Annotated in this window: 35 protein-coding genes; 2 read left to right on the top strand and 33 right to left on the bottom strand. The window is 67.0% G+C overall.

Features of this window, described 5'->3' with window-relative positions; genetic code table 11:
* Positions 1–39 precede the first annotated feature (39 nt).
* The gene (locus N177_RS03800; RefSeq protein WP_023430912.1) at positions 40–1,032 is read right to left on the bottom strand and encodes an RluA family pseudouridine synthase; all 993 of its coding nucleotides are present in this window, start codon (positions 1,030–1,032) and stop codon (positions 40–42) included.
* On the bottom strand, positions 1,029–1,421 hold the full coding sequence (crcB, locus tag N177_RS03795; protein WP_023430911.1) for a fluoride efflux transporter CrcB: 393 nt from the start codon (positions 1,419–1,421) through the stop codon (positions 1,029–1,031). The genes N177_RS03800 and crcB overlap by 4 nt, the downstream gene beginning before the upstream one ends.
* A 139-nt stretch (positions 1,422–1,560) precedes the next feature.
* On the opposite strand from crcB, the gene N177_RS03790 reads away from it, so the two are divergent.
* Positions 1,561–2,040, top strand: coding sequence for an amino acid kinase family protein (locus tag N177_RS03790; protein ID WP_023430910.1), 480 nt, complete (start codon positions 1,561–1,563; stop codon positions 2,038–2,040).
* Positions 2,037–2,363, top strand: coding sequence for a hypothetical protein (locus N177_RS03785; RefSeq protein ID WP_023430909.1), 327 nt, complete (start codon positions 2,037–2,039; stop codon positions 2,361–2,363). The genes N177_RS03790 and N177_RS03785 overlap by 4 nt, the downstream gene beginning before the upstream one ends.
* 24 nt (positions 2,364–2,387) lie before the next feature.
* On the opposite strand, the gene N177_RS03780 is transcribed toward N177_RS03785, so the two are convergent.
* The 31 genes from N177_RS03780 to rpsJ all read right to left on the bottom strand — a co-directional run bounded on the left by N177_RS03780 (position 2,388) and on the right by rpsJ (position 22,051).
* Entirely contained in the window at positions 2,388–3,692 is a 1,305-nt protein-coding gene (locus tag N177_RS03780; RefSeq protein ID WP_023430908.1) for a replication-associated recombination protein A, read from the bottom strand.
* A 7-nt stretch (positions 3,693–3,699) separates the two neighbouring features.
* A complete protein-coding gene (locus tag N177_RS03775; protein ID WP_023430907.1) occupies positions 3,700–5,208 on the bottom strand; it encodes a Do family serine endopeptidase in 1,509 nt (502 codons plus the stop codon).
* A 41-nt stretch (positions 5,209–5,249) separates the two neighbouring features.
* Positions 5,250–7,076, bottom strand: a complete 1,827-nt coding sequence (gene recQ, locus N177_RS03770) for a DNA helicase RecQ (RefSeq protein WP_023430906.1) — start codon at positions 7,074–7,076, stop codon at positions 5,250–5,252.
* Positions 7,077–7,128: 52 nt separating this feature from the next.
* Positions 7,129–7,821, bottom strand: a complete 693-nt coding sequence (locus tag N177_RS03765) for a TIGR02117 family protein (RefSeq protein WP_051402236.1) — start codon at positions 7,819–7,821, stop codon at positions 7,129–7,131.
* 203 nt (positions 7,822–8,024) lie between these two features.
* Positions 8,025–8,453, bottom strand: a complete 429-nt coding sequence (gene rplQ, locus N177_RS03760; protein ID WP_023430904.1) for a 50S ribosomal protein L17 — start codon at positions 8,451–8,453, stop codon at positions 8,025–8,027.
* A gap of 67 nt (positions 8,454–8,520) precedes the next feature.
* On the bottom strand, positions 8,521–9,540 hold the full coding sequence (locus tag N177_RS03755; protein ID WP_040485103.1) for a DNA-directed RNA polymerase subunit alpha: 1,020 nt from the start codon (positions 9,538–9,540) through the stop codon (positions 8,521–8,523).
* A 100-nt stretch (positions 9,541–9,640) separates the two neighbouring features.
* Entirely contained in the window at positions 9,641–10,030 is a 390-nt protein-coding gene (gene rpsK / locus N177_RS03750; protein ID WP_023430902.1) for a 30S ribosomal protein S11, read from the bottom strand.
* A gap of 50 nt (positions 10,031–10,080) precedes the next feature.
* Entirely contained in the window at positions 10,081–10,449 is a 369-nt protein-coding gene (gene rpsM, locus N177_RS03745; protein WP_040485102.1) for a 30S ribosomal protein S13, read from the bottom strand.
* A gap of 204 nt (positions 10,450–10,653) precedes the next feature.
* Positions 10,654–11,229 (bottom strand): adenylate kinase, encoded by a 576-nt coding sequence (locus N177_RS03740; RefSeq protein ID WP_023430900.1) that lies wholly within the window; start codon positions 11,227–11,229, stop codon positions 10,654–10,656.
* Positions 11,226–12,560 (bottom strand): preprotein translocase subunit SecY, encoded by a 1,335-nt coding sequence (gene secY / locus N177_RS03735; protein ID WP_023430899.1) that lies wholly within the window; start codon positions 12,558–12,560, stop codon positions 11,226–11,228. Before secY ends, N177_RS03740 begins: the two co-directional genes overlap by 4 nt.
* A 62-nt stretch (positions 12,561–12,622) precedes the next feature.
* Entirely contained in the window at positions 12,623–13,114 is a 492-nt protein-coding gene (gene rplO, locus N177_RS03730; protein WP_023430898.1) for a 50S ribosomal protein L15, read from the bottom strand.
* A 26-nt stretch (positions 13,115–13,140) separates the two neighbouring features.
* A complete protein-coding gene (rpmD, locus tag N177_RS03725; RefSeq protein WP_023430897.1) occupies positions 13,141–13,338 on the bottom strand; it encodes a 50S ribosomal protein L30 in 198 nt (65 codons plus the stop codon).
* A gap of 23 nt (positions 13,339–13,361) precedes the next feature.
* Positions 13,362–13,913 (bottom strand): 30S ribosomal protein S5, encoded by a 552-nt coding sequence (gene rpsE / locus N177_RS03720; protein WP_081718350.1) that lies wholly within the window; start codon positions 13,911–13,913, stop codon positions 13,362–13,364.
* A 27-nt stretch (positions 13,914–13,940) separates the two neighbouring features.
* Positions 13,941–14,303, bottom strand: coding sequence for a 50S ribosomal protein L18 (gene rplR, locus N177_RS03715; protein ID WP_023430895.1), 363 nt, complete (start codon positions 14,301–14,303; stop codon positions 13,941–13,943).
* 11 nt (positions 14,304–14,314) lie between these two features.
* On the bottom strand, positions 14,315–14,848 hold the full coding sequence (gene rplF / locus N177_RS03710) for a 50S ribosomal protein L6 (RefSeq protein WP_040485101.1): 534 nt from the start codon (positions 14,846–14,848) through the stop codon (positions 14,315–14,317).
* Positions 14,849–14,879: 31 nt separating this feature from the next.
* Entirely contained in the window at positions 14,880–15,278 is a 399-nt protein-coding gene (rpsH, locus tag N177_RS03705; RefSeq protein ID WP_023430893.1) for a 30S ribosomal protein S8, read from the bottom strand.
* Positions 15,279–15,290: 12 nt separating this feature from the next.
* A complete protein-coding gene (gene rpsN / locus N177_RS03700) occupies positions 15,291–15,596 on the bottom strand; it encodes a 30S ribosomal protein S14 (RefSeq protein WP_023430892.1) in 306 nt (101 codons plus the stop codon).
* A 24-nt stretch (positions 15,597–15,620) separates the two neighbouring features.
* The gene (gene rplE, locus N177_RS03695) at positions 15,621–16,178 is read right to left on the bottom strand and encodes a 50S ribosomal protein L5 (protein ID WP_023430891.1); all 558 of its coding nucleotides are present in this window, start codon (positions 16,176–16,178) and stop codon (positions 15,621–15,623) included.
* Entirely contained in the window at positions 16,171–16,488 is a 318-nt protein-coding gene (gene rplX, locus N177_RS03690; protein WP_023430890.1) for a 50S ribosomal protein L24, read from the bottom strand. Before rplX ends, rplE begins: the two co-directional genes overlap by 8 nt.
* A gap of 2 nt (positions 16,489–16,490) precedes the next feature.
* Positions 16,491–16,859, bottom strand: a complete 369-nt coding sequence (rplN, locus tag N177_RS03685; RefSeq protein WP_040485100.1) for a 50S ribosomal protein L14 — start codon at positions 16,857–16,859, stop codon at positions 16,491–16,493.
* Positions 16,860–16,929: 70 nt separating this feature from the next.
* Positions 16,930–17,160, bottom strand: a complete 231-nt coding sequence (gene rpsQ / locus N177_RS03680; RefSeq protein ID WP_023430888.1) for a 30S ribosomal protein S17 — start codon at positions 17,158–17,160, stop codon at positions 16,930–16,932.
* 13 nt (positions 17,161–17,173) lie between these two features.
* Complete coding sequence (gene rpmC / locus N177_RS03675) at positions 17,174–17,377, bottom strand: 50S ribosomal protein L29 (protein WP_023430887.1); 204 nt, start codon at positions 17,375–17,377, stop codon at positions 17,174–17,176.
* Between the two features lie 2 nt (positions 17,378–17,379).
* Positions 17,380–17,808, bottom strand: a complete 429-nt coding sequence (gene rplP / locus N177_RS03670; RefSeq protein WP_023430886.1) for a 50S ribosomal protein L16 — start codon at positions 17,806–17,808, stop codon at positions 17,380–17,382.
* Between the two features lie 32 nt (positions 17,809–17,840).
* The gene (gene rpsC / locus N177_RS03665; protein ID WP_023430885.1) at positions 17,841–18,560 is read right to left on the bottom strand and encodes a 30S ribosomal protein S3; all 720 of its coding nucleotides are present in this window, start codon (positions 18,558–18,560) and stop codon (positions 17,841–17,843) included.
* Positions 18,560–18,940 (bottom strand): 50S ribosomal protein L22, encoded by a 381-nt coding sequence (gene rplV / locus N177_RS03660; RefSeq protein ID WP_023430884.1) that lies wholly within the window; start codon positions 18,938–18,940, stop codon positions 18,560–18,562. The genes rpsC and rplV overlap by 1 nt, the downstream gene beginning before the upstream one ends.
* A gap of 3 nt (positions 18,941–18,943) precedes the next feature.
* On the bottom strand, positions 18,944–19,222 hold the full coding sequence (gene rpsS, locus N177_RS03655; protein WP_023430883.1) for a 30S ribosomal protein S19: 279 nt from the start codon (positions 19,220–19,222) through the stop codon (positions 18,944–18,946).
* A 12-nt stretch (positions 19,223–19,234) separates the two neighbouring features.
* On the bottom strand, positions 19,235–20,068 hold the full coding sequence (rplB, locus tag N177_RS03650; RefSeq protein WP_023430882.1) for a 50S ribosomal protein L2: 834 nt from the start codon (positions 20,066–20,068) through the stop codon (positions 19,235–19,237).
* A 13-nt stretch (positions 20,069–20,081) separates the two neighbouring features.
* Positions 20,082–20,372 (bottom strand): 50S ribosomal protein L23, encoded by a 291-nt coding sequence (locus N177_RS03645; RefSeq protein WP_023430881.1) that lies wholly within the window; start codon positions 20,370–20,372, stop codon positions 20,082–20,084.
* Positions 20,369–20,989 (bottom strand): 50S ribosomal protein L4, encoded by a 621-nt coding sequence (gene rplD / locus N177_RS03640; RefSeq protein ID WP_023430880.1) that lies wholly within the window; start codon positions 20,987–20,989, stop codon positions 20,369–20,371. Before rplD ends, N177_RS03645 begins: the two co-directional genes overlap by 4 nt.
* Positions 20,990–20,994: 5 nt before the next feature.
* On the bottom strand, positions 20,995–21,720 hold the full coding sequence (gene rplC, locus N177_RS03635; protein ID WP_023430879.1) for a 50S ribosomal protein L3: 726 nt from the start codon (positions 21,718–21,720) through the stop codon (positions 20,995–20,997).
* Between the two features lie 22 nt (positions 21,721–21,742).
* Positions 21,743–22,051, bottom strand: coding sequence for a 30S ribosomal protein S10 (rpsJ, locus tag N177_RS03630; RefSeq protein WP_023430878.1), 309 nt, complete (start codon positions 22,049–22,051; stop codon positions 21,743–21,745).
* Positions 22,052–22,111 lie beyond the last annotated feature (60 nt).

Raw genomic sequence — 22,111 nt, 5'->3', positions numbered from 1 at the left:
GCACCGGCCCGGTCCTGCGAGGCCCGTCCGCGAGCCGGATCAGTCGTCGCCCCGGGCCTCGTCCCGCTCGCCGGGCGGCTGGAAGCCCAGCGCCTGCAACGTCGCCTCCATGTGCTCCGGCAGAGGCGCCGTCACGTCGACCGTTCCTCGACCGGACGGGTGCGGAAACGTCACGCGCCGGGCATGGAGGTGGAGGCGCTTCGCGATGCCATCCGGGATCTCCCGATCCCCCTCGTACTTGTTGTCGCCGAGAATCGGATGGCCGATGATCGACATGTGCGCCCTGAGCTGGTGCTGGCGCCCGGTCGTCGGCTTCAACGAGACGAGCGCGTATTTCTGCGCCGCGCGATCCACCACGGCGTAGCGGGTGATGGCCGTCTGGGCCTCCTTCTGCTCGCCCGGGCGCGCCTTGCGCACGCGTTCGCCTTCAGGGCCACCCGTCTTCACGAGCGCGAAGTCGATCTTGCCCTGCGGGGGCTTCGGCACGCCGTTGACGACCGCCCAGTAGATCTTGCGGACGGTGCGCGTCTGGAAGAGCTTGCCGAGCGAGCTTGCCACCGACCGGCGCTTCGCGATCACCATCACGCCCGACGTATCGCGGTCGAGCCGGTGAACGAGCCGGGGCCGCTTCTCGGGATCCTCCTCCATCGCCTCGAGAAGCCCGTCGAGATGCCGGACCGTCTTCGAGCCGCCCTGGACGGCGAGACCGGACGGCTTGTTCAGCACCAGGAGATCATCGTCCTCGTAGAGCGTGATGCGCTTGAGGAAGGCGCGGTCCGCCGCGCTCAGCGTCTTCTTCGGCTTGTCCGCGTCCTCGGGAGGGGCGGCCGGCAGCGGCGGGATGCGGACCTCCTGCCCCTCCTCCAGCCGGTCGGCGGCCTTGGCGCGCGCGCCGTCGACGCGGATCTGGCCCGTTCGCAGGAGCTTCTGGATCTGGCCCTGCGTCACGTGGGGGAAGAGCTGACGGAACCAGCGGTCGAGCCGCATCCCGCCCTCCTCCCGGCCGACAAGCCGTCTCTCGACGTTGCTCATGCGACGATACTCCTGACGAGGCTGAGGCCCGCGACGACCGCGGCGAGCGAAAGGGCGACGGACAGGCCGACGTAAAGCAGAGCGGCACCGTGGGCACCACGCTCCCAGAGTGAGAGGGCGTCGAGGGAGAAGGCCGAGAAGGTCGTGAACCCACCGAGAAGACCGGTCGCCAGGAAGAGGCGCAAGCCCTGCGACGCGTCGGCCTTGAGCGCGAGCGCCCCGATCAAAACGCCCATCGCGAACGAGCCGAGGATGTTGACGAGAAGCGTCCCATAGGGAAAGCCCGGACCGAACAGCCGGAGGGTCATGAGCCCGACGGCGTGGCGGCCCGACGCGCCGATCGCCCCGCCGGCGGCGACGAGCAGGAAGTGCGAGAGTGACGTTGGCATGTGCGCCCCTTATCCGTCGCGAGGCATCGTCGGTATGCATCAGGACGTCAAGAGCGAACGCCCATGAACCTCCGCCACTTGAACACAACCGTTGATTGTATCATGCTGAGCATCTTGCTTCTGACCGGAGGGGACCGTCATGCACAAGGTGCCTGGTTTCGTTCGAGGTCATCTTCTGCTGCCTTTGCTGGCGGCAGTCCTCGTCGCGCTTCTGTCCGCATGCGCGTCGCTCGCTCCCGACTACAGCCTCGAGGCCTACAGGAACGCCACGACCCTGAAGGCAGAGAGCCTTGCGCTGATCGCCAAGGCGCACGAGCCGTATGCGAGCCATGCGAGGGAGGTCGAAGAGCTGTCGACGAGGATCGACGCTGCGTACGAATTCTCTGCCGGGCTGCCGCGCAACGCGCTCTCTGCGCGTCAGTGGGCCATAATGCGGTCGCCGGATCGGAATCTCTATGGCGGCTTCGTTGCCCGCTGGCGGGAGCAGGGACGAGTCGGCGCGTTCTTCCGCGACGAAGCCCGCTCGCAGATCGCCGAGGGCTTCGACTACATCATCTGCCTTGAAGCCAACAAGCAGAAGGCCACGGCCTGTGCGGTGCCGACAGGAGTAGGATCATGAGCGCGTTCGACGACTTCGCAAGAAGGGTTCTCGACGGCGCTGCCGACCTGGCCCGAGACTTCCTGAAGAAGGGGGCCGACGAGGCGCGTGAGGACGCCGACGACTTCCTGAGGAGATCCGAGGAGAAGCTTCGGCGCTGGGCGGCTGCACTGGCGGAAGGCAAGCTCAAGCCGGACGAGTTCGCCTTCCTGGTGAACTCCCAGAAGGACCTGGCGGAGCTCGCGGCGCTGACACGTCTCGGCATCACACAGATCGAACTCGAGCGCTTCCGGCAGAAGCTGATCGGCCTCGTCATCGACGTTGCGCTCGACACGTTCCTTTGAGGCTCGGGCGCGGCGGCCGGCGGATCAACCGCGCTCGCCCCTCCGCTTCGCCCAGTAGTCGAGCCGCTTGCGGATCTCGCGCTCGAAGCCGCGCTCCGGCGGATCGTAGAAGGTCTCGCGCTCCATCTCGTCGGGGAAATAGTCCTGTCCGGAGAACGCGTCGGGCGCGTCGTGATCGTACTCGTAGCCTTCGCCGTATCCCTCCTGCCGCATGAGCTTCGTCGGCGCATTCAGGATGTGCTTCGGCGGCAGGAGCGAGCCGTGCTCCTTCGCGGCGCGCGTGGCGCGCTTGTAGGCGACGTAGGCGGCGTTCGATTTCGGCGCCGTCGCGCAGTAGACCACGGCCTGCGCGATCGCGAGCTCGCCCTCGGGGCTGCCGAGAAAGTCGTAGGCTTCCTTCGCCGCATTCGCCTGCAGGAGGGCCTGCGGGTCGGCGAGCCCGATGTCCTCGACCGCCATCCTCACCACCCGGCGGGCGATGTAGAGCGGGTCCTCGCCGGCCACGAACATGCGCGCGAGGTAGTAGAGGGCGGCGTCGGGGTCGGAGCCGCGGACGGCCTTGTGCAGCGCGGAGATCAGGTTGTAGTGCCCGTCCTGCCCCTTGTCGTAGATCGGCGCTCGGCGCTGCACGACCTCGACGAGGCCCGCCACGTCGAATGTCTCGCCTTCACGGGCGGCACGGAAGAGGTCCTCGGCGAGCGTGAGGGCCGCGCGGCCGTCGCCATCCGCCATGGAGGCCAGCGTCTCGCGCGCCTCCGGCGTCAGCGGCAGCTCGCGGTCCTTCGCCGCTTCGGCACGCCGAAGTAGCGTCTCGACCGCCGGCGCGTCGAGGCGCCGGAACACCAGCACCTGCGCGCGCGAGAGGAGCGCGGCGTTGAGCTCGAAGGACGGGTTTTCCGTCGTCGCACCGACCAGGACGACGGTGCCGTCCTCCATGACCGGCAGGAAGGAATCCTGCTGGGCGCGGTTGAAGCGGTGGATCTCGTCGACGAAGAGAAGCGTGCCCTTCCCCATCCGGCGCCGGTCGCGGGCCCGCTCGAACGCCTTCTTCAGGTCCGCCACGCCGGAGAAGATCGCCGAGAGCTGCTCGAATTCGAGCTCCGTCTCCCCAGCGAGCAGGCGCGCCGCGGTCGTCTTGCCGGTGCCCGGCGGCCCCCAGAGGATCAGGGACCCGAGGCTCCCCGAGGCGAGCATGCGCGTCAGCACGCCGTCCGGCCCCACAAGATGGTCCTGCCCCACGATATCGCCGAGCGTGCGAGGCCGCAGCCGGTCGGCGAGCGGTCGCGTGGCGTCTCCCTCGATCCCGGCGGCGGCGAAGAGGTCGGACACGGCCGTCTCAGCCCCTGAGGACGGTGGAGATCACCCGGCCGTCCCGCTCGATCGAAAGCTCCCAGCGTCCGGGCCGACCGGCCGCCATCCGCTCGAGCGTCGCCGTCGTGTCGACACGCTGCCCGTTCACCTGCAGGATGACGTCGCGCGGCCGCAACCCCACCCGGTTCGCGATCGTTCCGCGGGAGGCGCCGACGACCACGACGCCGCGCCGTGTCGGCTCAAGCCCGAGCTCCTCGGCGAGCTTCGGCGACAGGTTGCCGACGGTCGCACCGGCGAAGGGCGAGGAGCCGCCGATCTCGCGCAGGTCCCGAGGGGGATCCTCCGGAGCCGGCATCAGCGCGACCGCCACCGTCTCCTCGCGCCCGTCGCGCAGGATCGTCAGGTCGGCGGTTCCCCCGATGCCCCGCGTGGCGAACCGGTAGCCGAACGCGGACGGGTCGCTCACCTCTCCACCGTCGACCGCCACGACGACGTCTCCGGTGCGCAGGCCCGCGCGCTCGGCGGGGCTGCCGGGATAGACATTCCCCACGATGCAGCCGCGCGGCCGGTCGAGCCCGATGCTCTCCGCGATGTCGCTCGTCACCGCCTGGAGCGATCCGCCGAACCACGGGCGTTCGACGGCCCCACCGTTCTCGGCCGAGGAGACGACGAGCCGGACCATGTTCGAGGGGATCGCGAAGCCGATGCCGTGCGACCCGCCGGACCGCGAGAAGATGGCGGTGTTGATGCCGACGAGCCTGCCCCGCATGTCGACGAGCGCGCCGCCGGAATTGCCCGGGTTGATCGCCGCGTCGGTCTGAAGAAAGAACCCGTAGTCGCCGACGCCGACCTTCGTGCGCGACGTGGCGGAGATGATGCCGCTCGTCACGGTCTGGCCCACGCCGAACGGGTTTCCGATCGCAAGCACGAGATCGCCGACCTCGAGCGCCTCGGAATCGTCGAACTCGAGGGCGGGAAGCGCCTCGCCGGCGTCGATCCTGAGGACGGCCAGGTCGGTCTTCTCGTCGTCGACCACCACCTCGGCCTCGAACTCTCGCCGGTCGTGCAGGGCGACCCTCACCTCGGTGGCGCCATTGATGACATGGTGGTTCGTGACGATCAGTCCCGTGGCGTCGACGATGACGCCGGAGCCGAGCGATTGCTGGACCCGGTCGGGACTGCGGCCGGGAATATCGCCGAAGAACCTCCGGAAGAACGGGTCGTCGAAGAAGGGCGACGCCTGCCGCCCCTGCACGACGCGGTTGGCATAGATGTTCACGACGGCCGGCACCACGCGCCTGACCACCGGGGCGTAGGAGAGCGTCAGGCCCTCGCGCCCCTCGGGAACCACGCGCTCGCTCGGCAGCGCCTCGGCCGGCGCCTCCGGCCGCGCCGGCGGCACCGCGATCTGAGGCTCCGCGCGCTGCGCGAGCACGGTTTCGGCTTCGCCATGGCCCGCCTGCGTGACGGCGAGGACGGCAGCAGCCATGAGGCCGATCGCGGCGAGGAGACTCAGTCCAGTGGGCTTCAGCATGCGGATCCCGGTAGCAACCGATCGTGGAGAAACGGCGGCGGTCAGTCCGCCAGGAGTTGAAGGAACGGCTGGCCGAACTGCTCGAGCTTCGCGCGCCCGACGCCATGGATCTCCGCAAGCTCGGTGAGCGAGCCCGGCCGGTGGCGCGCCAGTTCGGCGAGCGTCCGATCCGAGAAGATAACATAAGCGGGCACGCCTCGTTCGGCCGCAAGCTCGCGCCGCAGCTTCTTCAGCCGCCCCATCAGCTCCGCGTCCTCAGGCGGAAGCTGAGCGGCCTCGCCCCGCGGCTTCTTCGCCGGCTTCCGCACCGGCCGCATGTCGAACCGCCCCTGCCCTTCGGCCAGAAGGCGGCCCTCGCGCGTCATCGTCACCGAGCCGAAGGCGCCGTGGTCGAGATGCAGCAGCCCCCCCGTCACCATCTGCCGCAGGATCGAGCGCCACTCGTTCGCCGGCCTGGCGGCGCCGGCGCCGTAAACCGTGAGCGTGTCGTGGCCGCGCTCGCGGATCTTGTCTGTCTGCCGACCGATCAGGACGGACACGACGTGCGCGGCGCCGAATCTCTCGCCCGTCTCAGAAACAGCGGCGAGAGCGAGCCGCGCCGGCTCGGTGCCGTCGACGAGCTGCGGGGGGTCGAGGCACACGTCGCAATTGCCGCACGGCTCCTGCTCCTCGCCGAAATAGCGCAGGAGCACCGACCGTCGGCAGGTCGATGCCTCGCAGAAACCGAGGAGCGCGTCGAGACGCCGCGCCTCCACGGCCTTTCGAGCCTCGTCCGTTTCCTGCTCGTCGATGAAGCGGCGTCTGAGCTGCACGTCCTCCAGCCCGTAGAGCAGATGCGCCTCGGCCGCCGCGCCGTCACGCCCCGCCCTGCCGATCTCCTGGTAGTAGGCTTCGAGGCTCGACGGCAGGTCGCCGTGAAGGACGTAGCGCACGTCCGACTTGTCGATCCCCATGCCGAAGGCGATCGTCGCAACCATCACGACGCCGGCTTCCGCCAGGAAGGTCTCCTGGTTCCTCGCCCTGTCCTCCTGGCTCATGCCGGCATGATACGGCAGGGCCCGAACGCCCTTCGCCGCCAGGCGCTCGGCCGTCTGCTCCACCTTCTTGCGCGAAAGCCGGTAGACGATGCCGCTGACGCCCGGCCGCTCGTCGATGAAGCGCTCGATCTGCCGCGACGTGTCGTCCTTCTCGACCACCGTCAGCTGGATGTTCGGCCGGTCGAAGCCCGAGACGAACACCCTCGCCTCGGCGCCGAAGAGCTTGTTGCGGATCTCCTCGCGCGTCGTCGTGTCTGCCGTGGCCGTGAGGGCGAGGATCCCGATGCCAGGGAAGCGCTCGCGCAGGATCGAAAGACCGAGATAGTCCGACCGGAACGAGTGCCCCCATTGCGAGACGCAGTGCGCCTCGTCGACAGCGATGAGCCGGACCGGCAGCCGCTGAAGGGCCGCGATCATCCGGTCGCTCAACAGCCGCTCCGGCGACATGTAGATCAGCCGGATCTCGCCCGCCGCCACGCGCCGCCACACCGCGACGTTCTCGTCGCGCGACTTGCCGGAATGTATGGCGCCTGCCGCCAGCCCGGCGACGGTCAGGGCCGCGACCTGGTCTTCCATCAGCGCTATCAGTGGCGACACGACGATCGTCAGCCCGCCGAGAACGAGCGCGGGAAGCTGGTAGCACAGCGACTTGCCCGCACCGGTCGGCATGATCGCCAGCGTGTTCTGGCCCGCCAGGACGGAATCGACGATCTCCTCCTGGCCCGAGCGGAAGCTGTCGAAGCCGAAGGTCTGGCGCAGGACGTCGAGCTTCCGCCGTCCGCTGGCGGCCGCCTCGGCGTCCGTGATCTCAGGTGAAGCGTCTTGAAGCACGCCGCTCCTTAACAGATTCGCGAGTTGGACAGGGCAGACCTCTGCCGCCCCGTCAGCACGTTGCGGGTTCGTGCAGGTCCAGCGACAGGAAGAGCGTCGCTGGAAGAGGCGTCCAGAGGCCGGTGGTGATTCCGGCGGCGCGGAGGGCGCCGGCCGTGAAGGTATTGCAGCCCACGAGAAGGTTGAACCAGCCCTCAGCCTCGTAGAAGCGATCGTAGGGCGTATAGCCGGCACCCGCGATCAGGCGGGGACGACCACCTGCGCCCCGGCTGAAGCGGGCCTCGATCGCCGCGAGCAATCGGTCGAGCTCCGCTTCCCCGAGATCGAGGCAGCGCAGGTCCGGCCCGTCTTCTCCGATCGGTCCGGCCAGGGAGACGTGCATGACCGACCGGTCCACCGTCAGCGCCCTCGCCGCCGGTCCCGGGCGCAGATCCGACCAGATCGGCGTGTTGATGTAGAAGTCGCGCGCGCCCCAGCCGAAGACGAGGTTTGCAAGGTCCGGGTGGTCGAGCGCCAGCCCGTCCTCGGCCAGAAACTCGAACCGCCCGAGTATCTCCGGCGTCGCGGGCAGCACGATGTCGGTGTGGATCGGGTTGGCGAGCAGCAGCACCCGCGCGCCCTCCCCCCGCGACGCGGGAACGGCCGAGCCCGGCCGCGGAACGAGAACCCCGAGCGCCAGCGCGAGAAGTGCCACGGCGGCACCCGCGGCGACCGCCAGGGCGGTGCGCTTCAGCAACCGCCTCATGGCGTCGATGCCCACAATCGCGACAACGGCGGCTCGAGCAGACCAGCCAAGAAGCTCCTCATCACGCCGAACACCTTCTGGCACCAAAGATGCCGCCAGGCTCGGCGTTCATCGACGATTTCACGTCCCGTCGCCCACAACGCCAAACGAAAAGGGCAGCCCGAAGGCTGCCCTCTGGAAAGCGGATGGACGGAGATCGCCGATCAGGCGTTCTCGAGCTCTTCCCGCTCCTCGGCCTCGAGGCGCGCACGGTCGTCCGCGCCCTTGGCGTCGGGATCACGATCGACGAGTTCGATCACGCCCACCGGTGCGGCGTCGCCGTGGCGGAAGCCCGCCTTCAGGACGCGCGTATAGCCGCCATTGCGGTCCCGATAGCGATCAGCGAGGGCATCGAACAGCTTGGCGGCGACGGCCTTGTCGCCGATCTGGCTGATCACCTGACGGCGCGCGTGAAGATCGCCCCGCTTGCCGAGCGTGATCAGCTTCTCGACCACCGGCCGAAGCTCCTTCGCCTTCGGCAGGGTCGTCACGATCTGCTCGTGCCTCAGCAGCGACACCGCCATGTTGGCGAGCATCGCCTGGCGATGGCTCGAGCTGCGGTTGAACCTCCGCCCTGCCTTGCCGTGGCGCATGATAGTCTCCCTCGTCGATCAGTCGCCGCGCGCCTCATGAACGGGGCAGCGGCACGAATTGGTGTTCTCAGTAGTGGTCTTCGTAGCGCTTGGCCAGCTCGTCGATGTTGTCAGGCGGCCAGTTCTGCACTTCCATGCCGAGGTGCAGGCCCATCTGCGCCAGCACTTCCTTGATCTCGTTCAGCGACTTCCGCCCGAAGTTCGGGGTGCGGAGCATCTCCGCCTCGCTCTTCTGGATGAGGTCGCCGATATAGACGATGTTGTCGTTCTTCAGGCAGTTCGCCGAACGGACCGAGAGCTCGAGCTCGTCGACCTTCTTCAGCAAGGCCGGGTTGAAGGCCAGTTCGGGGACCATGTCCTCGACGACCTCGGGCTTCGGCTCCTCGAAGTTCACGAAGACCTCGAGCTGGTCCTGAAGGATACGCGCGGCGTAGGCCACGGCGTCCTCGGCGGAGACCGAGCCGTCCGTCTCGACTTCCATCGTCAGCTTGTCGTAGTCGAGAATCTGACCCTCGCGGGTGTTCTCGACGCGATAGGACACGCGGCGCACCGGTGAGAACAGACTGTCGACCGGGATGAGGCCGATCGGCGCGTCGTCCGGACGGTTGCGGTCTGCGGGGACGTAGCCCTTCCCGACATCGGCCGTGAACTCCATGCGCATCTCCGCGCCCTCGTCGAGCGTGCAGAGAACGAGGTTGGGGTTCAGAACCTGGATGTCGCCGACCGCCTGGATGTCGCCGGCGGTCGCCTGACCCGGCCCCTGCTTGCGCAGCGTCATCCGCTTCGGGCCGTCCCCGCCCATCTTCAGGGCGATTTCCTTGATGTTGAGGACGATGTCCGTCACGTCCTCGCGCACGCCGGGGATCGACGAGAACTCGTGCAGGACGCCGTCGATCTGCACCGACGTCACCGCGGCACCCTGCAGCGACGACAGAAGCACGCGCCGCAGCGCGTTTCCGAGCGTCACGCCGAAGCCCCGCTCGAGCGGCTCGGCGACGACCGTCGCCAGCTTCTTGCCCTCACGGCTCGGCGTGACCTGCAGCTTGTTCGGCTTGATCAGCTCTTGCCAGTTCTTTTCAATCACGATCGGACCTCGTCAGTCAGCGGCGCAACGCGTCGTTCGCGGGAAGCGAACATGCGCCCGTCGCGGCAGCCGGCCGAACCGGCGCCGCGGGGAATAAAAAATGTCAGACGCGGCGCTTCTTGCGGGGACGGACGCCGTTGTGCGGGATCGGCGTCACGTCGCGGATCGACGTGATGGTGAAACCCGCGGCCTGCAGCGCACGCAGCGCCGACTCGCGGCCCGAGCCTGGGCCGGTCACCTCGACCTCGAGCGTCCGCATGCCGTGCTCGGCGGCCTTCTTGCCGGCATCCTCGGCCGCGACCTGGGCGGCATAGGGCGTCGACTTGCGCGAGCCCTTGAAGCCCATCGTGCCGGCCGACGACCAGGAGATGGCGTTGCCCTGCGCGTCGGTGATCGTGATCATCGTGTTGTTGAAGCTGGCATTCACGTGAGCCACGCCAGCGGTAATGTTCTTGCGCTCGCGCCGACGAACGCGATTGGTATCTCTCGCCATCTAACCTATGTCCTCTGCGGGCTACGCGACTGCACGGGTGGCCGCGCCGCTTACTTCTTCTTGCCGGCGATCGGCTTGGCCGGACCCTTGCGGGTGCGGGCGTTCGTGTGGGTGCGCTGACCGCGAACCGGGAGGCCGCGGCGGTGACGCAGGCCGCGGTAGCAGCCAAGGTCCATCAGCCGCTTGATGTTCATCGCGGTGTCGCGACGCAGGTCGCCTTCCACGATGAAGTCCCGGTCGATGATCTCGCGGACCTGGCCGACCTCGGCGTCAGACAGCTCGTTCACGCGACGCTCGGCGGGGATCTGCGCAGCTTCGCAAATCTTCTTCGCCTGCGTGCGGCCGATGCCGTGAATGTAGCAAAGCGCGATTTCCACACGCTTGTTCGTCGGGATGTTGACGCCTGCAATACGAGCCACGATTCTCGCTCCAAATTCCCCGGCCACCTGATCGCGGCCTACGTTCATTCTCTTCGTCAGATCAAGGGACCGACCGCGCAGCGCGACAAAAGGCTCCGCAGCGCTTCACCGCCAGCAGAACCCGTCAACTTACGTCTCGCGAATGAGACGGGTCTGATAGCGCATCGGTGACGACGTCGTCAACCTCGATCGTGAAACTCTCGTCTACCGGGCCTCGAGGGCCCGAAGTATCTCTGCGGTGACATCGTCGATTCCCGCCATGCCGTCCACAGTCTTCAGGAGACCGCGCTCCCTGTAATAGGCGACAAGCGGCGCGGTCTGCCTGTTGTAGACCCCGAGCCTGTTCTTCAGGGCTTCCGCGTTGTCGTCGTCCCGCGGGCCGCCGACCGTCTCCTTCGCGCGCTTCTCGATCCGCTGGATCAGCACGCCGTCATCGACCGAAAGCTCGAGAACCGCATCGAGGTCGAGCCTCTTCTGAGCGAGCAACTCGTCGAGCGCCGCGGCCTGGGCGACCGTTCGGGGAAAGCCGTCGAGGATGAAGCCGTTCGCGCAGTCCGGCTCCTCGACCCGCTGGGAAATGATCTCGACGACCACTTCGTCCGGCACCAGCTCCCCGCGGGCCATGATGTCCTTGGCCGCGAGCCCGATATTGGTCTCCGCGGCGACCGCGGCCCGCAGCATGTCGCCCGTCGATAGTTGGGCGATCCCGTAGTGATCTGCAAGCCGCGCGGCCTGGGTGCCCTTCCCCGCCCCCGGCGGTCCCAGGAATATCAATCTCATCTACGCTTGCCCCCCCGCAGGCGTGCTTTCTTCACAAGGCCCTCGTACTGGTGCGCCAGAAGGTGCCCCTGTACCTGGGCCACGGTGTCCATCGTGACCGAGACCACGATGAGCAGAGACGTGCCGCCGAAATAGAAGGGCACGCTCCAGTTCGCCACCAGGAACTCCGGCAGCAGGCAGACGATCGTCAGATAGGCCGCGCCGATGACGGTGATCCGCGTCAGCACGTAGTCGATGTACTGGGCGGTCCGCTCGCCGGGGCGGATGCCCGGGATGAAGCCGCCATGCTTCTTCAGGTTGTCCGCCGTGTCCGACGGATTGAAGACGACGGCGGTGTAGAAGAAGGCGAAGAAGATGATCCCCGCCGCGTAGATCGCCATGAACAGCGGCTGGCCGCGGCCGAGCAGCGCCACCGTCGTGTTCAGCCACTCCGGCCCCGTCCCGCTCATGAAGTTCGCGGCCGTGATCGGCAGCAGAAGCAGCGACGAGGCGAAGATCGGCGGAATCACGCCGGCAGTGTTCAGCTTCAGCGGCAGATGCGACGAATCGCCCTGATACATCCGGTTGCCGACCTGGCGCTTCGGATACTGGATCAGAAGCCGCCGCTGCGCGCGCTCCATGAACACGATGAAGGCGATCACGACGATGGCCAGCAGGATGACGCCGAGGATGATCGCCGTCGACAGCGACCCCTGGCGGCCGAGTTCGAGCATGCCGGCGAGCGCCGACGGAAGCTCGGCCACGATGCCCGCGAAGATGATCAGCGAGATGCCGTTGCCGACGCCGCGCTGGGTGATCTGCTCGCCGAGCCACATCAGGAAGATCGTGCCGCCCGTCAGCGTGATGACGGTGGAGATGATGAAGAACGGCCCGGGGTCCAGAACGATGTTGCCGGTGCTCTGCAGGCCCTGCGCGATCGCGAAGCCCTGCACGGCGGCCAGGAAGACCGTTCCGTAGCGCGTGTACTGGTTGAGCTTCTTCCGCCCGGCCTCGCCTTCCTTCTTCAGCTGCTCCATCTGCGGCGAAACCGCCGTCAGCAGCTGAACGATGATCGACGCCGAGATGTACGGCATGATGTTGAGCGCGAAGATCGCCATGCGCCCGACGGCGCCGCCCGAGAACATGTTGAACATGCCGAGCAGGCCGGAGGCGTTGCGATTGAAGATCTCGGCAACCGCGGCCGGGTTGACGCCCGGGAGCGGAATGTACGTGCCCAGCCGATAGACAAGCAGCGCACCCAGCGTGAACCAGATGCGCTTCTTCAGTTCCTCGGCCTTGGCAAAGGCCCCGAAGTTGAGGTTCGCGGCCAGTTGTTCGGCTGCTGACGCCATATGCTGCTCCGATACGCCCCCCGAGATGCCCTACCGGTGGTAGGGCAAGGATATGACGGCCGTTACTCGGCCGTCGCCTCGGGGTCGGCTTTCCGGCCGCCGATGATCTCGACGCTGCCGCCGGCCTTCTCGATGGCCTCGACGGCGCTCTTCGAGGCGCCATGCACCTTGAACGTCGCCTTGGTCTTCAGCTCGCCCTCGGCCAGGAGGCGCACGCCGTCGCTCGACTTCCGGGCGAGACCGGCGGCGACGAGCTGCTCCATCGTCACCTCGCCATCGGCGGACAGCTTGCCCGCGTCGAAGGCCTCCTGGATGCGACCGAGGTTGAGGACCGAGTAGTCCTTCCGGTTCAGGCTCTTGAAGCCACGCTTCGGGAGCCGCCGGTAGATCGGCATCTGGCCGCCCTCGAAGCCCTTCACGGCGACGCCGGTGCGGCTCTTCTGGCCCTTGTGGCCGCGGCCTGCGGTCTTGCCGAGGCCCGACCCGATGCCGCGCCCGACGCGCTTGCGCGCGTGGGTCGCACCCGGGAGATCCGCGATCTCGTTGAGTTTCATGTCTTCAGCTCCTCGCGGGCTCTAGTTCACTTGCCCTCGACCACGCGCACGAGATGGCCGACCTTCGCGATCATGCCGCGAACCTCCGGCGTATCCGGCAGCGTGGAGCGGCGGCGGATCTTGTTGAGGCCGAGGCCGACCAGCGTCGCGCGCTGGTCCTTCGGACGCCGGATAGGGCTGCCGATCTGCTCGACCGTGATCGTCTGTTCGTTGTTCTTCGCCATCTAACCTGCTCCTGCCGCGGCGATCAGGCTTCGGCGACGTCGGCCTGGCCCTCGCGGCGACGGGCCTGGAGCGCCGACACCTTGAGGCCGCGACGCGCCGCGACCGAGCGCGGGCTGTCCTCGTTCTTCAGCGCGTCGAACGTCGCCCGGACCATGTTGTACGGATTCGACGAGCCGAGCGACTTCGCCACGATGTCCTGGACGCCGAGCGTCTCGAAGACGGCGCGCATCGGGCCGCCCGCGATGATGCCGGTGCCGGCGGGAGCGGCACGCAGGATCACCTTGCCGGCGCCGTGGCGGCCGTGCACGTCGTGGTGCAGCGTCCGGCCCTCGCGCAGGGGCACGCGCACCATCGAGCGCTTCGCCGCGTCCGTCGCCTTGCGGATCGCCTCCGGCACCTCGCGCGCCTTGCCGTGGCCGAAGCCGACACGGCCCTTCTGGTCGCCGACGACGACCAGTGCTGCGAAGCCGAAGCGACGGCCGCCCTTGACGACCTTCGCGACGCGGTTGATGTGGACGAGCTTGTCAACGAATTCGCTGTCGCGCTCGCGGTCTTCTCTGGGTCCTGCCACGATAGTCCCTTTCGTGTCTCTGCGAGCGCGTTAGAAGCTCAGACCGCCTTCGCGGGCGGCGTCGGCCAGGGCCTTGACCCGGCCGTGATAGAGGTAGCCGCCACGGTCGAAGATGACGTCCTTGACGCCCGCCTCCGTCGCGCGCTCGGCGAGCAGCTTCCCGACCCGGGCGGCCGCACTCACGTCGGCACCGGTCTTCAGCTCCTCGCGCAGGTCCTTCTCGATCGTCGAGGCCGACGCGAGCGTCCGGCCGACGCCGTCGTCGATGACCTGGGCGTAGATGTGCTTCGAGGAGCGGAAGACGCTGAGCCGCGGGCGACCGTTGGCCGCCTTCTTCAGCGCGCGGCGCACCCGCAGGGTGCGCTTTTCCTGACGCGTCAGTCCTTTTGTCATATCCGCACCCGTTACTTCTTCTTGCCTTCCTTGCGCATGACGAACTCGTCGCCATAGCGCACGCCCTTGCCCTTGTAGGGCTCCGGCGGACGGTAGTCGCGAATGTTGGCCGCAACCTGACCGACACGCTGCTTGTCGATGCCGGACACCAGTATCTCGGTCGGGCGCGGCACCTCGATGGTGATGCCCTCCGGGATCGGGAACAGCACCTCGTGCGAGAAGCCGAGCGCCAGCTGCAGGTTCTTGCCCTGAAGCTGGGCGCGATAGCCGACGCCCTGGATCTCCAGACGCCTCTGGAAGCCCTCGGACACGCCGCCGACGATGTTCGAGACCATCGTGCGCGACATGCCCCACATGGAGCGAGCGCGCTTCGTCTCGGTGCGGGGCATGATCGAGATGCCCTCGTCCGTCTGCTCCACCTTCACGTCGTCGTGCAGCACGACGGAGAGCTCGCCCTTCGGGCCCTTGGCGCTGACGCGCTGGCCCTCGACCGTCGCGGTGACGCCGCCCGGCACGGGCACGGGCCTCTTTCCGATACGCGACATTGAACCGTCTCCAATAATTCCTGTCGCCGCCTTAGAAGACGCGGCACAAAACCTCGCCGCCGACATTCTCCTCGCGCGCCTGCCAGTCGGGCATCACACCCTTTGGCGTCGACACGATGGAGACGCCGAGGCCGTTATTCACGACCGGGAGCGTGCGAACCGAAGCGTAGACCCGGCGGCCCGGCTTCGAGACGCGCTCGATCTTCCGGATCACGGGCTCGCCGTCGAAGTACTTCAGCTCGATGTCGTATTCGAGCTTGCCGCCCTCGTACTCCACCATGGAGTAGCCACGGATGAAGCCTTCGGACTGGAGCACGTCGAGAACGCGGCCGCGCAGCTTGGAAGCCGGCGTCGTCACCCTCGTCTTGCGGCGGATGTGCGCATTGCGGATGCGCGTGATCATGTCACCGATGGGATCGCTGATGGCCATGTCTGAAAATCCTCACCAGCTCGACTTGACCAGGCCCGGGATCAGGCCGCGCGAGCCCAGTTCCCGAAGCGCGATACGCGACATCTTCAGCTTGCGGTAGTACGCGCGCGGCCGGCCCGTCACGTCGCAGCGGTTGCGGACGCGGTTGGGCGCGGAGTTCCGCGGCAGCTCCGAGAGCTTCAGGCGCGCCTGGAAGCGCTCCTCGTTCGAAAGCGACTCGTCGTTGGCGAGCGCCTTCAGCGCAGCGCGCTTCGGCGCGTAGTTCTTCGCCATCCGCTGCCGGCGCTTGTTCTTCTCGATCTGGCCTTTCCTCGCCATGTCGATCTCCTTATGGCTGCCGGTTCACTTGCGGAACGGGAAGTTGAGGCCGCGAAGCAGTTCCCGCGCCTCGTCGTCCGTCCGCGCCGTTGTGCAGACGATGATGTCCATCCCCATGATCCGGTCGACCTTGTCGTACTCGATCTCGGGGAAGATGATGTGCTCCTTGATGCCCATCGCGTAGTTGCCACGGCCATCGAAGCTCTTGGGGTTGAGGCCCCGGAAATCGCGAACGCGCGGCAGCGCGATATTTACCAGACGGTCGAGGAACTCGAACATCCTGTTCCCGCGGAGCGTCACCTTCGCGCCGATCGGCATGCCCTCGCGCAGCTTGAACGTCGCGATCGACGTCCGCGCGCGGGTCACGAGCGCCTTCTGGCCGGCGATGATCGAAAGCTCGTTCGCGGCAGCCTGGGCGCGCTTGGAATCGCCCACGGAATCGCCGACGCCCATATTGAGCACGACCTTCTCCAGCCGCGGAACCTGCATGGGGTTCTTGTAGCCGAAGCTCTCGATGAGCTTCGGGCGGATCTGGTTGGCGTACTCGCCCTTGAGCCGGGCCTCGTAAGCTGCCTCAGCCATCGATCTCTTCTCCCGAGCGCTTGGCAAAGCGTACCTTGCGACCGTCGTTGAGGGTTTTGAAGCCGACACGGGTCGGCTTGCCGTCCTTCGGATCCAGAAGCGCCAGGTTGGACAGGTCGATGCTCGCTTCCTTGGAAACGATCCCGCCCTCCTGGTTCGGAGACTGGCGCTGGTGCCGACGCACGAGGTTCACACCCTGAACGATGGCACGGTTGTCCTTGGGAAGAACCTTGAGGACGGCGCCCTCCTGGCCCTTGTCGCGACCGGTCGTGACAACGACGCGGTCACCCTTCCTGATCTTCGCTGCCATGTTTAGAGAACCTCCGGCGCCAGCGACACGATCTTCATGTGGTTCTTCGCGCGAAGCTCGCGCGGAACCGGTCCGAAGATACGCGTGCCCACAGGCTCCTTGTTGTTTCCGATCAGCACGGCCGCGTTCCGGTCGAAGCGGATCACGCTGCCGTCCGGGCGGCGGATATCCTTCGCGGTGCGCACGATCACCGCCTTCATGACGTCACCCTTCTTCACGCGGCCCCGCGGGATCGCTTCCTTGACGCTGACGACGATGATGTCGCCGACGGAAGCGGTCTTGCGCTTGGAGCCGCCGAGCACCTTGATGCACTGCACACGTCGGGCGCCGGAATTGTCGGCGACGTCGAGGTTGGTTTGCATCTGGATCATGGCCGGCCTCTCAACTCCGATCTCCGCGCCTCAGCCAGGTCGCGGGATCCTGTTCGATTCTTCTTTGCGTTCAGTCCGCCAGCACGACCCAGCGCTTGGTCTTCGACAGCGGCCGGGTCTCTTCGATCCGGACGATGTCTCCCGCCTTGCACCGGTTGTCTTCGTCGTGCGCGTGATACTTCTTGCTCGTCCGCACCGTCTTCTTCAGAAGCGGGTGGGTGTAGCGTCGCTCGATGCGCACGACCACGGTCTTGTCGTTGGTGTCGCTGACGACGACGCCCTGCATCACTCGTTTCGGCATCTCGTTCGTTCCTTTAGCCCTTCGCCGCGCCGCGGCCAGCCTCGGACAGGAAGGTCGAGACCCGCGCGATGTCGCGACGCACCTGGCGCACGCGCGCGCTGTTCTCGAGCTGCCCGGTGGCCTGCTGGAAGCGCAGGTTGAACTGCTCCTTCTTCAGTCGAAGCAGCTCGTCCTTGAGCTGGTCGGGCGTCTTGCCCTTGAGGTCGCTCGCCTTCATCGTCACGCTCCCGCGCTGTCGCTGCCGAGACGCTGCACGAAGCGCGTCTTCACCGGCAGCTTGGCCGCGCCGAGACGAAGCGCCTCGCGGGCAACGTCGTTCGGCACGCCGTCGATCTCGAACATGATCCGCCCCGGCTTGACCTTGGCCGCCCAGTATTCCGGCGAGCCCTTGCCCTTGCCCATGCGGACCTCGGTCGGCTTCTTCGAAACCGGCACGTCCGGGAAGATCCGGATCCACACCCGGCCCGCACGCTTCATGTGACGCGTGATGGCACGGCGCGCGGCCTCGATCTGGCGGGCCGTGATGCGCTCTGGCTCCAGCGCCTTCAGGCCGAAGGCGCCGAAATTCAGCTCCGTGCCGCCCTTGGCGACGCCATGAATGCGTCCCTTGTGCTGCTTGCGGAACTTCGTGCGCTTTGGTTGCAGCATCTGTTCTCTCTCTTGCCTTCAGCCTCGACGCCTCAACCCGCGCGCTCGCGCTCGCGACGTCCGCGACCACCGCCGCCACTCTCGGCGGCCTCAGTCGCACGCCGCTCGGACGCCATCGGGTCGTGCTCGAGGATCTCGCCCTTGAAGATCCAAACCTTCACGCCGCACGTGCCGTAGGCCGTCACGGCCGTCGCCTCGCCGTAGTCGATGTCGGCGCGCAACGTGTGCAGCGGCACGCGGCCCTCGCGGTACCACTCCATGCGCGCGATCTCGGCACCGCCGAGACGGCCGGAGCAGTTGATGCGGATGCCGCCGGCGCCGAGGCGCATGGCGGACTGCACGGCACGCTTCATCGCGCGGCGGAAGGACACGCGCCGCTCGAGCTGCTGCGCGATCGAGTCCGCCACGAGGTTCGCGTCCGTCTCCGGCTTGCGGACCTCGACGATGTTCAGGTGCACCTCGCTCTTCGTGAGCTGCGAGATGCGGCGGCGCAGCTTCTCGATGTCCGCGCCCTTCTTGCCGATGACGATTCCCGGGCGGGCCGAGTGGATCGTGACCCGGCACTTCCGGTGCGGACGCTCGATGACGATCTTCGACACCGCGGCCTGCTTCAGCGACTTCTGCAGCATCTTGCGGATCCGCAGATCCTCGTGCAGCAGCTCGCCATACTCCTTGTCGTCGGCGAACCAGCGGGAGTCCCAGGTCTTGTTGATCCCGAGCCGCAGGCCGATCGGATTGATTTTCTGGCCCATCAGGCGGTCTCCTCGACTTGACGGACGACGATCGTGAGGTTCGAGAACGGCTTCTGGATCCGGCCGACGCGTCCACGCGCCCGCGGCTCCCAGCGCTTCATCACGAGCGCCTTGCCCACGAAGGCCTCGGCGACGACGAGGTCGTCGACATCGAGGTCGTGGTTGTTCTCGGCATTCGCGATAGCCGATTCGAGCGTCTTCTTGACGTCCTTGGCGATCCGCTTGCGCGAGAAGGTGAGATCCGCCAGGGCGGACGACACCTTCTTGCCGCGGATCAGGCCGGCCACGAGGTTCAGCTTCTGAGGGCTGATGCGAAGCATGCGCGCGACAGCCTTCGCCTCGTTGTCGGCGAGCCTGCGCGGGGTCACGGGCTTGCCCATCCCTTACCTCCTCTTGGCCTTCTTGTCGGCCGCATGGCCGTAATAGGTGCGGGTCGGCGCGAACTCGCCGAACTTGTGGCCGACCATGTCCTCGGTGACGAGCACCGGGATATGCTTCTGCCCGTTGTGCACGCCGAAGGTCAGGCCGACGAAGTGCGGCAGGATCGTGGAGCGGCGGCTCCAGATCCGGATCACGTCGTTCCGGCCGGACTGCCGTGCAGCTTCTGCCTTCTTGAGGAGGAAGCCGTCGACGAACGGACCTTTCCAGACTGAGCGGGTCATCGGAACCTCGACTTACTTCTTCTTCTGGTGACGCGAGCGCAGGATGTATTTCTGCGTCGCCTTGTTCTTGCGGGTCCGCTTGCCCTTCGTCGGCTTGCCCCACGGGGTTACCGGGTGGCGGCCGCCCGAGGTGCGGCCTTCGCCGCCGCCGTGCGGATGGTCGACCGGGTTCATCACGACGCCACGGACCGAAGGACGCTTGCCGGCCCACCGTGCGCGGCCCGCCTTGCCCATGTTCGTGTTCGAGTGGTCCGGGTTCGAGACCGCGCCCACCGTCGCCATGCAGCTGCCGTGAACCATGCGCTGCTCGCCCGAGTTCAGGCGAAGCACCGCGTAGCCCTGGTCGCGCCCGACGAGCTGTACGTAGGTTCCGGCCGAGCGTGCGATCTGCCCGCCCTTGCCCGGCTTCATCTCCACGTTGTGGACGATCGTGCCGATCGGGATCGCGGACAGCGGCATCGCGTTGCCGGGCTTCACGTCGGTCTGCTTGCCGGAGACGACCTTGTCGCCGACCTGCAGGCGCTGCGGCGCAAGGATGTAGGCCTGCTCGCCGTCCTCGTAGTTGAGGAGCGCGATGAAGGCCGACCTGTTCGGGTCGTACTCGAGCCGCTCGACCGTCGCGGAGACGTCGAACTTCGTGCGCTTGAAGTCGACGACGCGATAGAGCCGCTTGTGACCGCCGCCGCGACGCCGGGCCGTGATACGACCCAGGTTGTTGCGGCCGCCCTTCTTGGTCAGGCCCTCGGTCAGCGACTTGACCGGATCGCCCTTGTAGAGGCCGCTCCGGTCGACGATGACGAGCTGGCGCTGCCCCGGCGTGATCGGATTGTAATGCTTCAGTGCCATCGGTCCGTTCCCGTCACAGCCCCGTCGTCACGTCGATCGAGTGCCCCTCCTCGAGGGTCACGATCGCGTTCTTGACGTCGGATTGCTTGCCCTTCACGCCGCGAAAGCGCTTCGTTTTGCCCTTGCGGACCAGCGTGTTGACGGCCTTCACCTTCACGGAGAAGAGCGCCTCGACGGCGGCCTTGATCTGGGGCTTCGTCGCGTCCTTCGCAACCCGGAACACGACCTGGCCGTTCTCGGAGGCCAGAGTCGACTTCTCGGTGATCACCGGCGCGACGAGGATGTCGTAAAGCTTCGGATTCATTTGAACCGCTCCTCCAGCGCCTCGACCGCCGCCTTCGTCAACACGAGCGTGTCGCGCCGAAGAATGTCGTACACGTTGATTCCCTGCACGGGCAGAAAGTCAACGCTGTGAATGTTCTGCGCGGCGAGCTTGAAGTTGTCGTCGAGCTCCGCGCCGCCGATCACCAGGGCGGACGTCCAGCCGAGCTTGGCGAGTTGCTCGCCCAGCGCCTTCGTCTTCGGCGAGCCAGCGACCGCGTCGTCGATCACGACGATCGCCTCGCCCTTCGCCTTCGCCGAGAGCGCATGCTTCAGCGCGAGCGCCCGAACCTTCTTGGGAAGGTCGTGGGCGTGGCTGCGCACGACCGGGCCGAACGCCTTGCCGCCGCCGCGGAACTGCGGAGCCGTCCGGGCGCCGTGCCGCGCGCGGCCCGTGCCCTTCTGCTTGAACATCTTCGCAGTCGTCGCGCGGATCTCGCCGCGCGTCTTCGACTTGTGCGTGCCGGCCTGGCGCTTCGCCAGCTGCCAGCGCACCATGCGCTGAATGATGTCCTCGCGCGGCTCGAGACCGAAGATCTCGTCCGAGAGCTCCACCGAGCCGGCCGTCTTGCCGTCGAGCGCGATTACGTCGAGCTTCATTGTCCTCACGCCTCCTGGCCGGCTTCGCCGCCGGTCTCGGCTGCAGCCCCGCCGTTCGCCGCCTTCACGGCACCCGGGAACGGCACGCCGTCCGGAAGCTTGCGCTTCACTGCGTCCTTCAGGAGAACCCAGCCGCCCTTCGAGCCCGGCACCGCACCGCGGACCATGATCAGGCCACGCTCTGCATCGGTCTTCACGACCTGCAGGTTCTGCGTCGTCACCCGCTCGTCGCCCATGTGGCCGGCCATCTTCTTACCCTTGAAGACCTTGCCGGGATCCTGGTTCTGACCGGTCGAACCGTGCGAGCGGTGCGAGATCGACACGCCGTGCGAAGCACGCAGGCCGCCGAAATTGTGCCGCTTCATGGCGCCGGCGAAGCCCTTGCCGATCGAGGTGCCGGTGACGTCGACATACTGGCCGGCCACGAAGTGGTCGACAGTGATCTCCGCACCGACGTCGATCATGTTCTCCGGGCTCACGCGGAACTCGGCGAGCGTCCGGCGCGGCTCGACCTGGGCGACGGCGAAGTGGCCGCGCATCGGGCGCGACGTGTTCTTCGCCTTGGCCAGGCCGGCTCCGAGCTGGAGCGCGGTATACCCATTCTTTTCTTCGGTCCGCTGGGCCACAACCTGGCAGCCCTCGACCCGCAACACCGTGACCGGCACCTGTTCGCCGGATTCGGTGAAGATCCGGGTCATGCCGACCTTCTGCGCGATCAAACCAGAGCGCATGTCAGCCTCGTCTTTCTCGGCCTTAGAGCTTGATCTCGACGTCAACGCCAGCGGCGAGATCGAGCTTCATAAGCGCATCGACTGTCTGTGGGGTGGGTTCGACGATGTCGAGCAACCGCTTGTGGGTGCGCATCTCGAACTGCTCACGCGACTTCTTGTCGATGTGCGGCGAACGGTTCACCGTGAACTTCTCGATCCGCGTCGGCAGCGGCACAGGGCCACGCACGCGCGCGCCGGTCCGCTTCGCGGTGTTCACGATTTCCCGCGTCGAAGCATCTAGGATCCGGTGATCGAAGGCTTTGAGCCGGATCCGGATGTTCTGCCCGTTCATTATCGTTGTCCCGAACTGGCGGGCGCCCGGCCATGAAGGCCGGACGCACGACCGGCTTCC

This window comes from Lutibaculum baratangense AMV1, assembly GCF_000496075.1.
Taxonomy (GTDB): domain Bacteria; phylum Pseudomonadota; class Alphaproteobacteria; order Rhizobiales; family Tepidamorphaceae; genus Lutibaculum; species Lutibaculum baratangense.
Note: the sequence above shows the minus strand (reverse complement) of the source record. Positions and strands in the feature narration are given on the sequence as shown.

Bases quoted from the DNA above. Each gene is read 5' to 3' on its own strand.
- rpsN (WP_023430892.1), bottom strand. From the start codon at position 15,596: ATGGCGAGGAAAGGCCAGATCGAGAAGAACAAGCGCCGGCAGCGGATG.
- N177_RS03800 (WP_023430912.1), bottom strand. From the start codon at position 1,032: ATGAGCAACGTCGAGAGACGGCTTGTCGGCCGGGAGGAGGGCGGGATG.
- N177_RS03645 (WP_023430881.1), bottom strand. From the start codon at position 20,372: ATGAATCCGAAGCTTTACGACATCCTCGTCGCGCCGGTGATCACCGAG.
- N177_RS03775 (WP_023430907.1), bottom strand. From the start codon at position 5,208: ATGCTGAAGCCCACTGGACTGAGTCTCCTCGCCGCGATCGGCCTCATG.
- N177_RS03790 (WP_023430910.1), top strand. From the start codon at position 1,561: ATGCACAAGGTGCCTGGTTTCGTTCGAGGTCATCTTCTGCTGCCTTTG.
- rplD (WP_023430880.1), bottom strand. From the start codon at position 20,989: ATGAAGCTCGACGTAATCGCGCTCGACGGCAAGACGGCCGGCTCGGTG.
- N177_RS03765 (WP_051402236.1), bottom strand. From the start codon at position 7,821: ATGAGGCGGTTGCTGAAGCGCACCGCCCTGGCGGTCGCCGCGGGTGCC.
- rplN (WP_040485100.1), bottom strand. From the start codon at position 16,859: ATGATCCAGATGCAAACCAACCTCGACGTCGCCGACAATTCCGGCGCC.
- rplV (WP_023430884.1), bottom strand. From the start codon at position 18,940: ATGGGCAAGCCCGTGACCCCGCGCAGGCTCGCCGACAACGAGGCGAAG.
- rplP (WP_023430886.1), bottom strand. From the start codon at position 17,808: ATGCTGCAACCAAAGCGCACGAAGTTCCGCAAGCAGCACAAGGGACGC.
- rpsH (WP_023430893.1), bottom strand. From the start codon at position 15,278: ATGGCCATCAGCGATCCCATCGGTGACATGATCACGCGCATCCGCAAT.
- rpmD (WP_023430897.1), bottom strand. From the start codon at position 13,338: ATGGCGAAGAACAACGAACAGACGATCACGGTCGAGCAGATCGGCAGC.
- rpsJ (WP_023430878.1), bottom strand. From the start codon at position 22,051: ATGAACGGGCAGAACATCCGGATCCGGCTCAAAGCCTTCGATCACCGG.
- N177_RS03785 (WP_023430909.1), top strand. From the start codon at position 2,037: ATGAGCGCGTTCGACGACTTCGCAAGAAGGGTTCTCGACGGCGCTGCC.
- rplF (WP_040485101.1), bottom strand. From the start codon at position 14,848: ATGTCGCGTATCGGAAAGAGGCCCGTGCCCGTGCCGGGCGGCGTCACC.
- rpmC (WP_023430887.1), bottom strand. From the start codon at position 17,377: ATGAAGGCGAGCGACCTCAAGGGCAAGACGCCCGACCAGCTCAAGGAC.
- rplX (WP_023430890.1), bottom strand. From the start codon at position 16,488: ATGGCAGCGAAGATCAGGAAGGGTGACCGCGTCGTTGTCACGACCGGT.
- rpsS (WP_023430883.1), bottom strand. From the start codon at position 19,222: ATGACCCGCTCAGTCTGGAAAGGTCCGTTCGTCGACGGCTTCCTCCTC.
- rplO (WP_023430898.1), bottom strand. From the start codon at position 13,114: ATGAAACTCAACGAGATCGCGGATCTCCCGGGTGCGACCCACGCGCGC.
- rplB (WP_023430882.1), bottom strand. From the start codon at position 20,068: ATGGCACTGAAGCATTACAATCCGATCACGCCGGGGCAGCGCCAGCTC.
- rpsC (WP_023430885.1), bottom strand. From the start codon at position 18,560: ATGGGCCAGAAAATCAATCCGATCGGCCTGCGGCTCGGGATCAACAAG.
- crcB (WP_023430911.1), bottom strand. From the start codon at position 1,421: ATGCCAACGTCACTCTCGCACTTCCTGCTCGTCGCCGCCGGCGGGGCG.
- secY (WP_023430899.1), bottom strand. From the start codon at position 12,560: ATGGCGTCAGCAGCCGAACAACTGGCCGCGAACCTCAACTTCGGGGCC.
- rpsQ (WP_023430888.1), bottom strand. From the start codon at position 17,160: ATGCCGAAACGAGTGATGCAGGGCGTCGTCGTCAGCGACACCAACGAC.
- rplQ (WP_023430904.1), bottom strand. From the start codon at position 8,453: ATGCGCCACGGCAAGGCAGGGCGGAGGTTCAACCGCAGCTCGAGCCAT.
- rplC (WP_023430879.1), bottom strand. From the start codon at position 21,720: ATGCGCTCTGGTTTGATCGCGCAGAAGGTCGGCATGACCCGGATCTTC.
- rplR (WP_023430895.1), bottom strand. From the start codon at position 14,303: ATGACAAAAGGACTGACGCGTCAGGAAAAGCGCACCCTGCGGGTGCGC.
- rplE (WP_023430891.1), bottom strand. From the start codon at position 16,178: ATGGCTGAGGCAGCTTACGAGGCCCGGCTCAAGGGCGAGTACGCCAAC.
- rpsK (WP_023430902.1), bottom strand. From the start codon at position 10,030: ATGGCGAGAGATACCAATCGCGTTCGTCGGCGCGAGCGCAAGAACATT.
- N177_RS03740 (WP_023430900.1), bottom strand. From the start codon at position 11,229: ATGAGATTGATATTCCTGGGACCGCCGGGGGCGGGGAAGGGCACCCAG.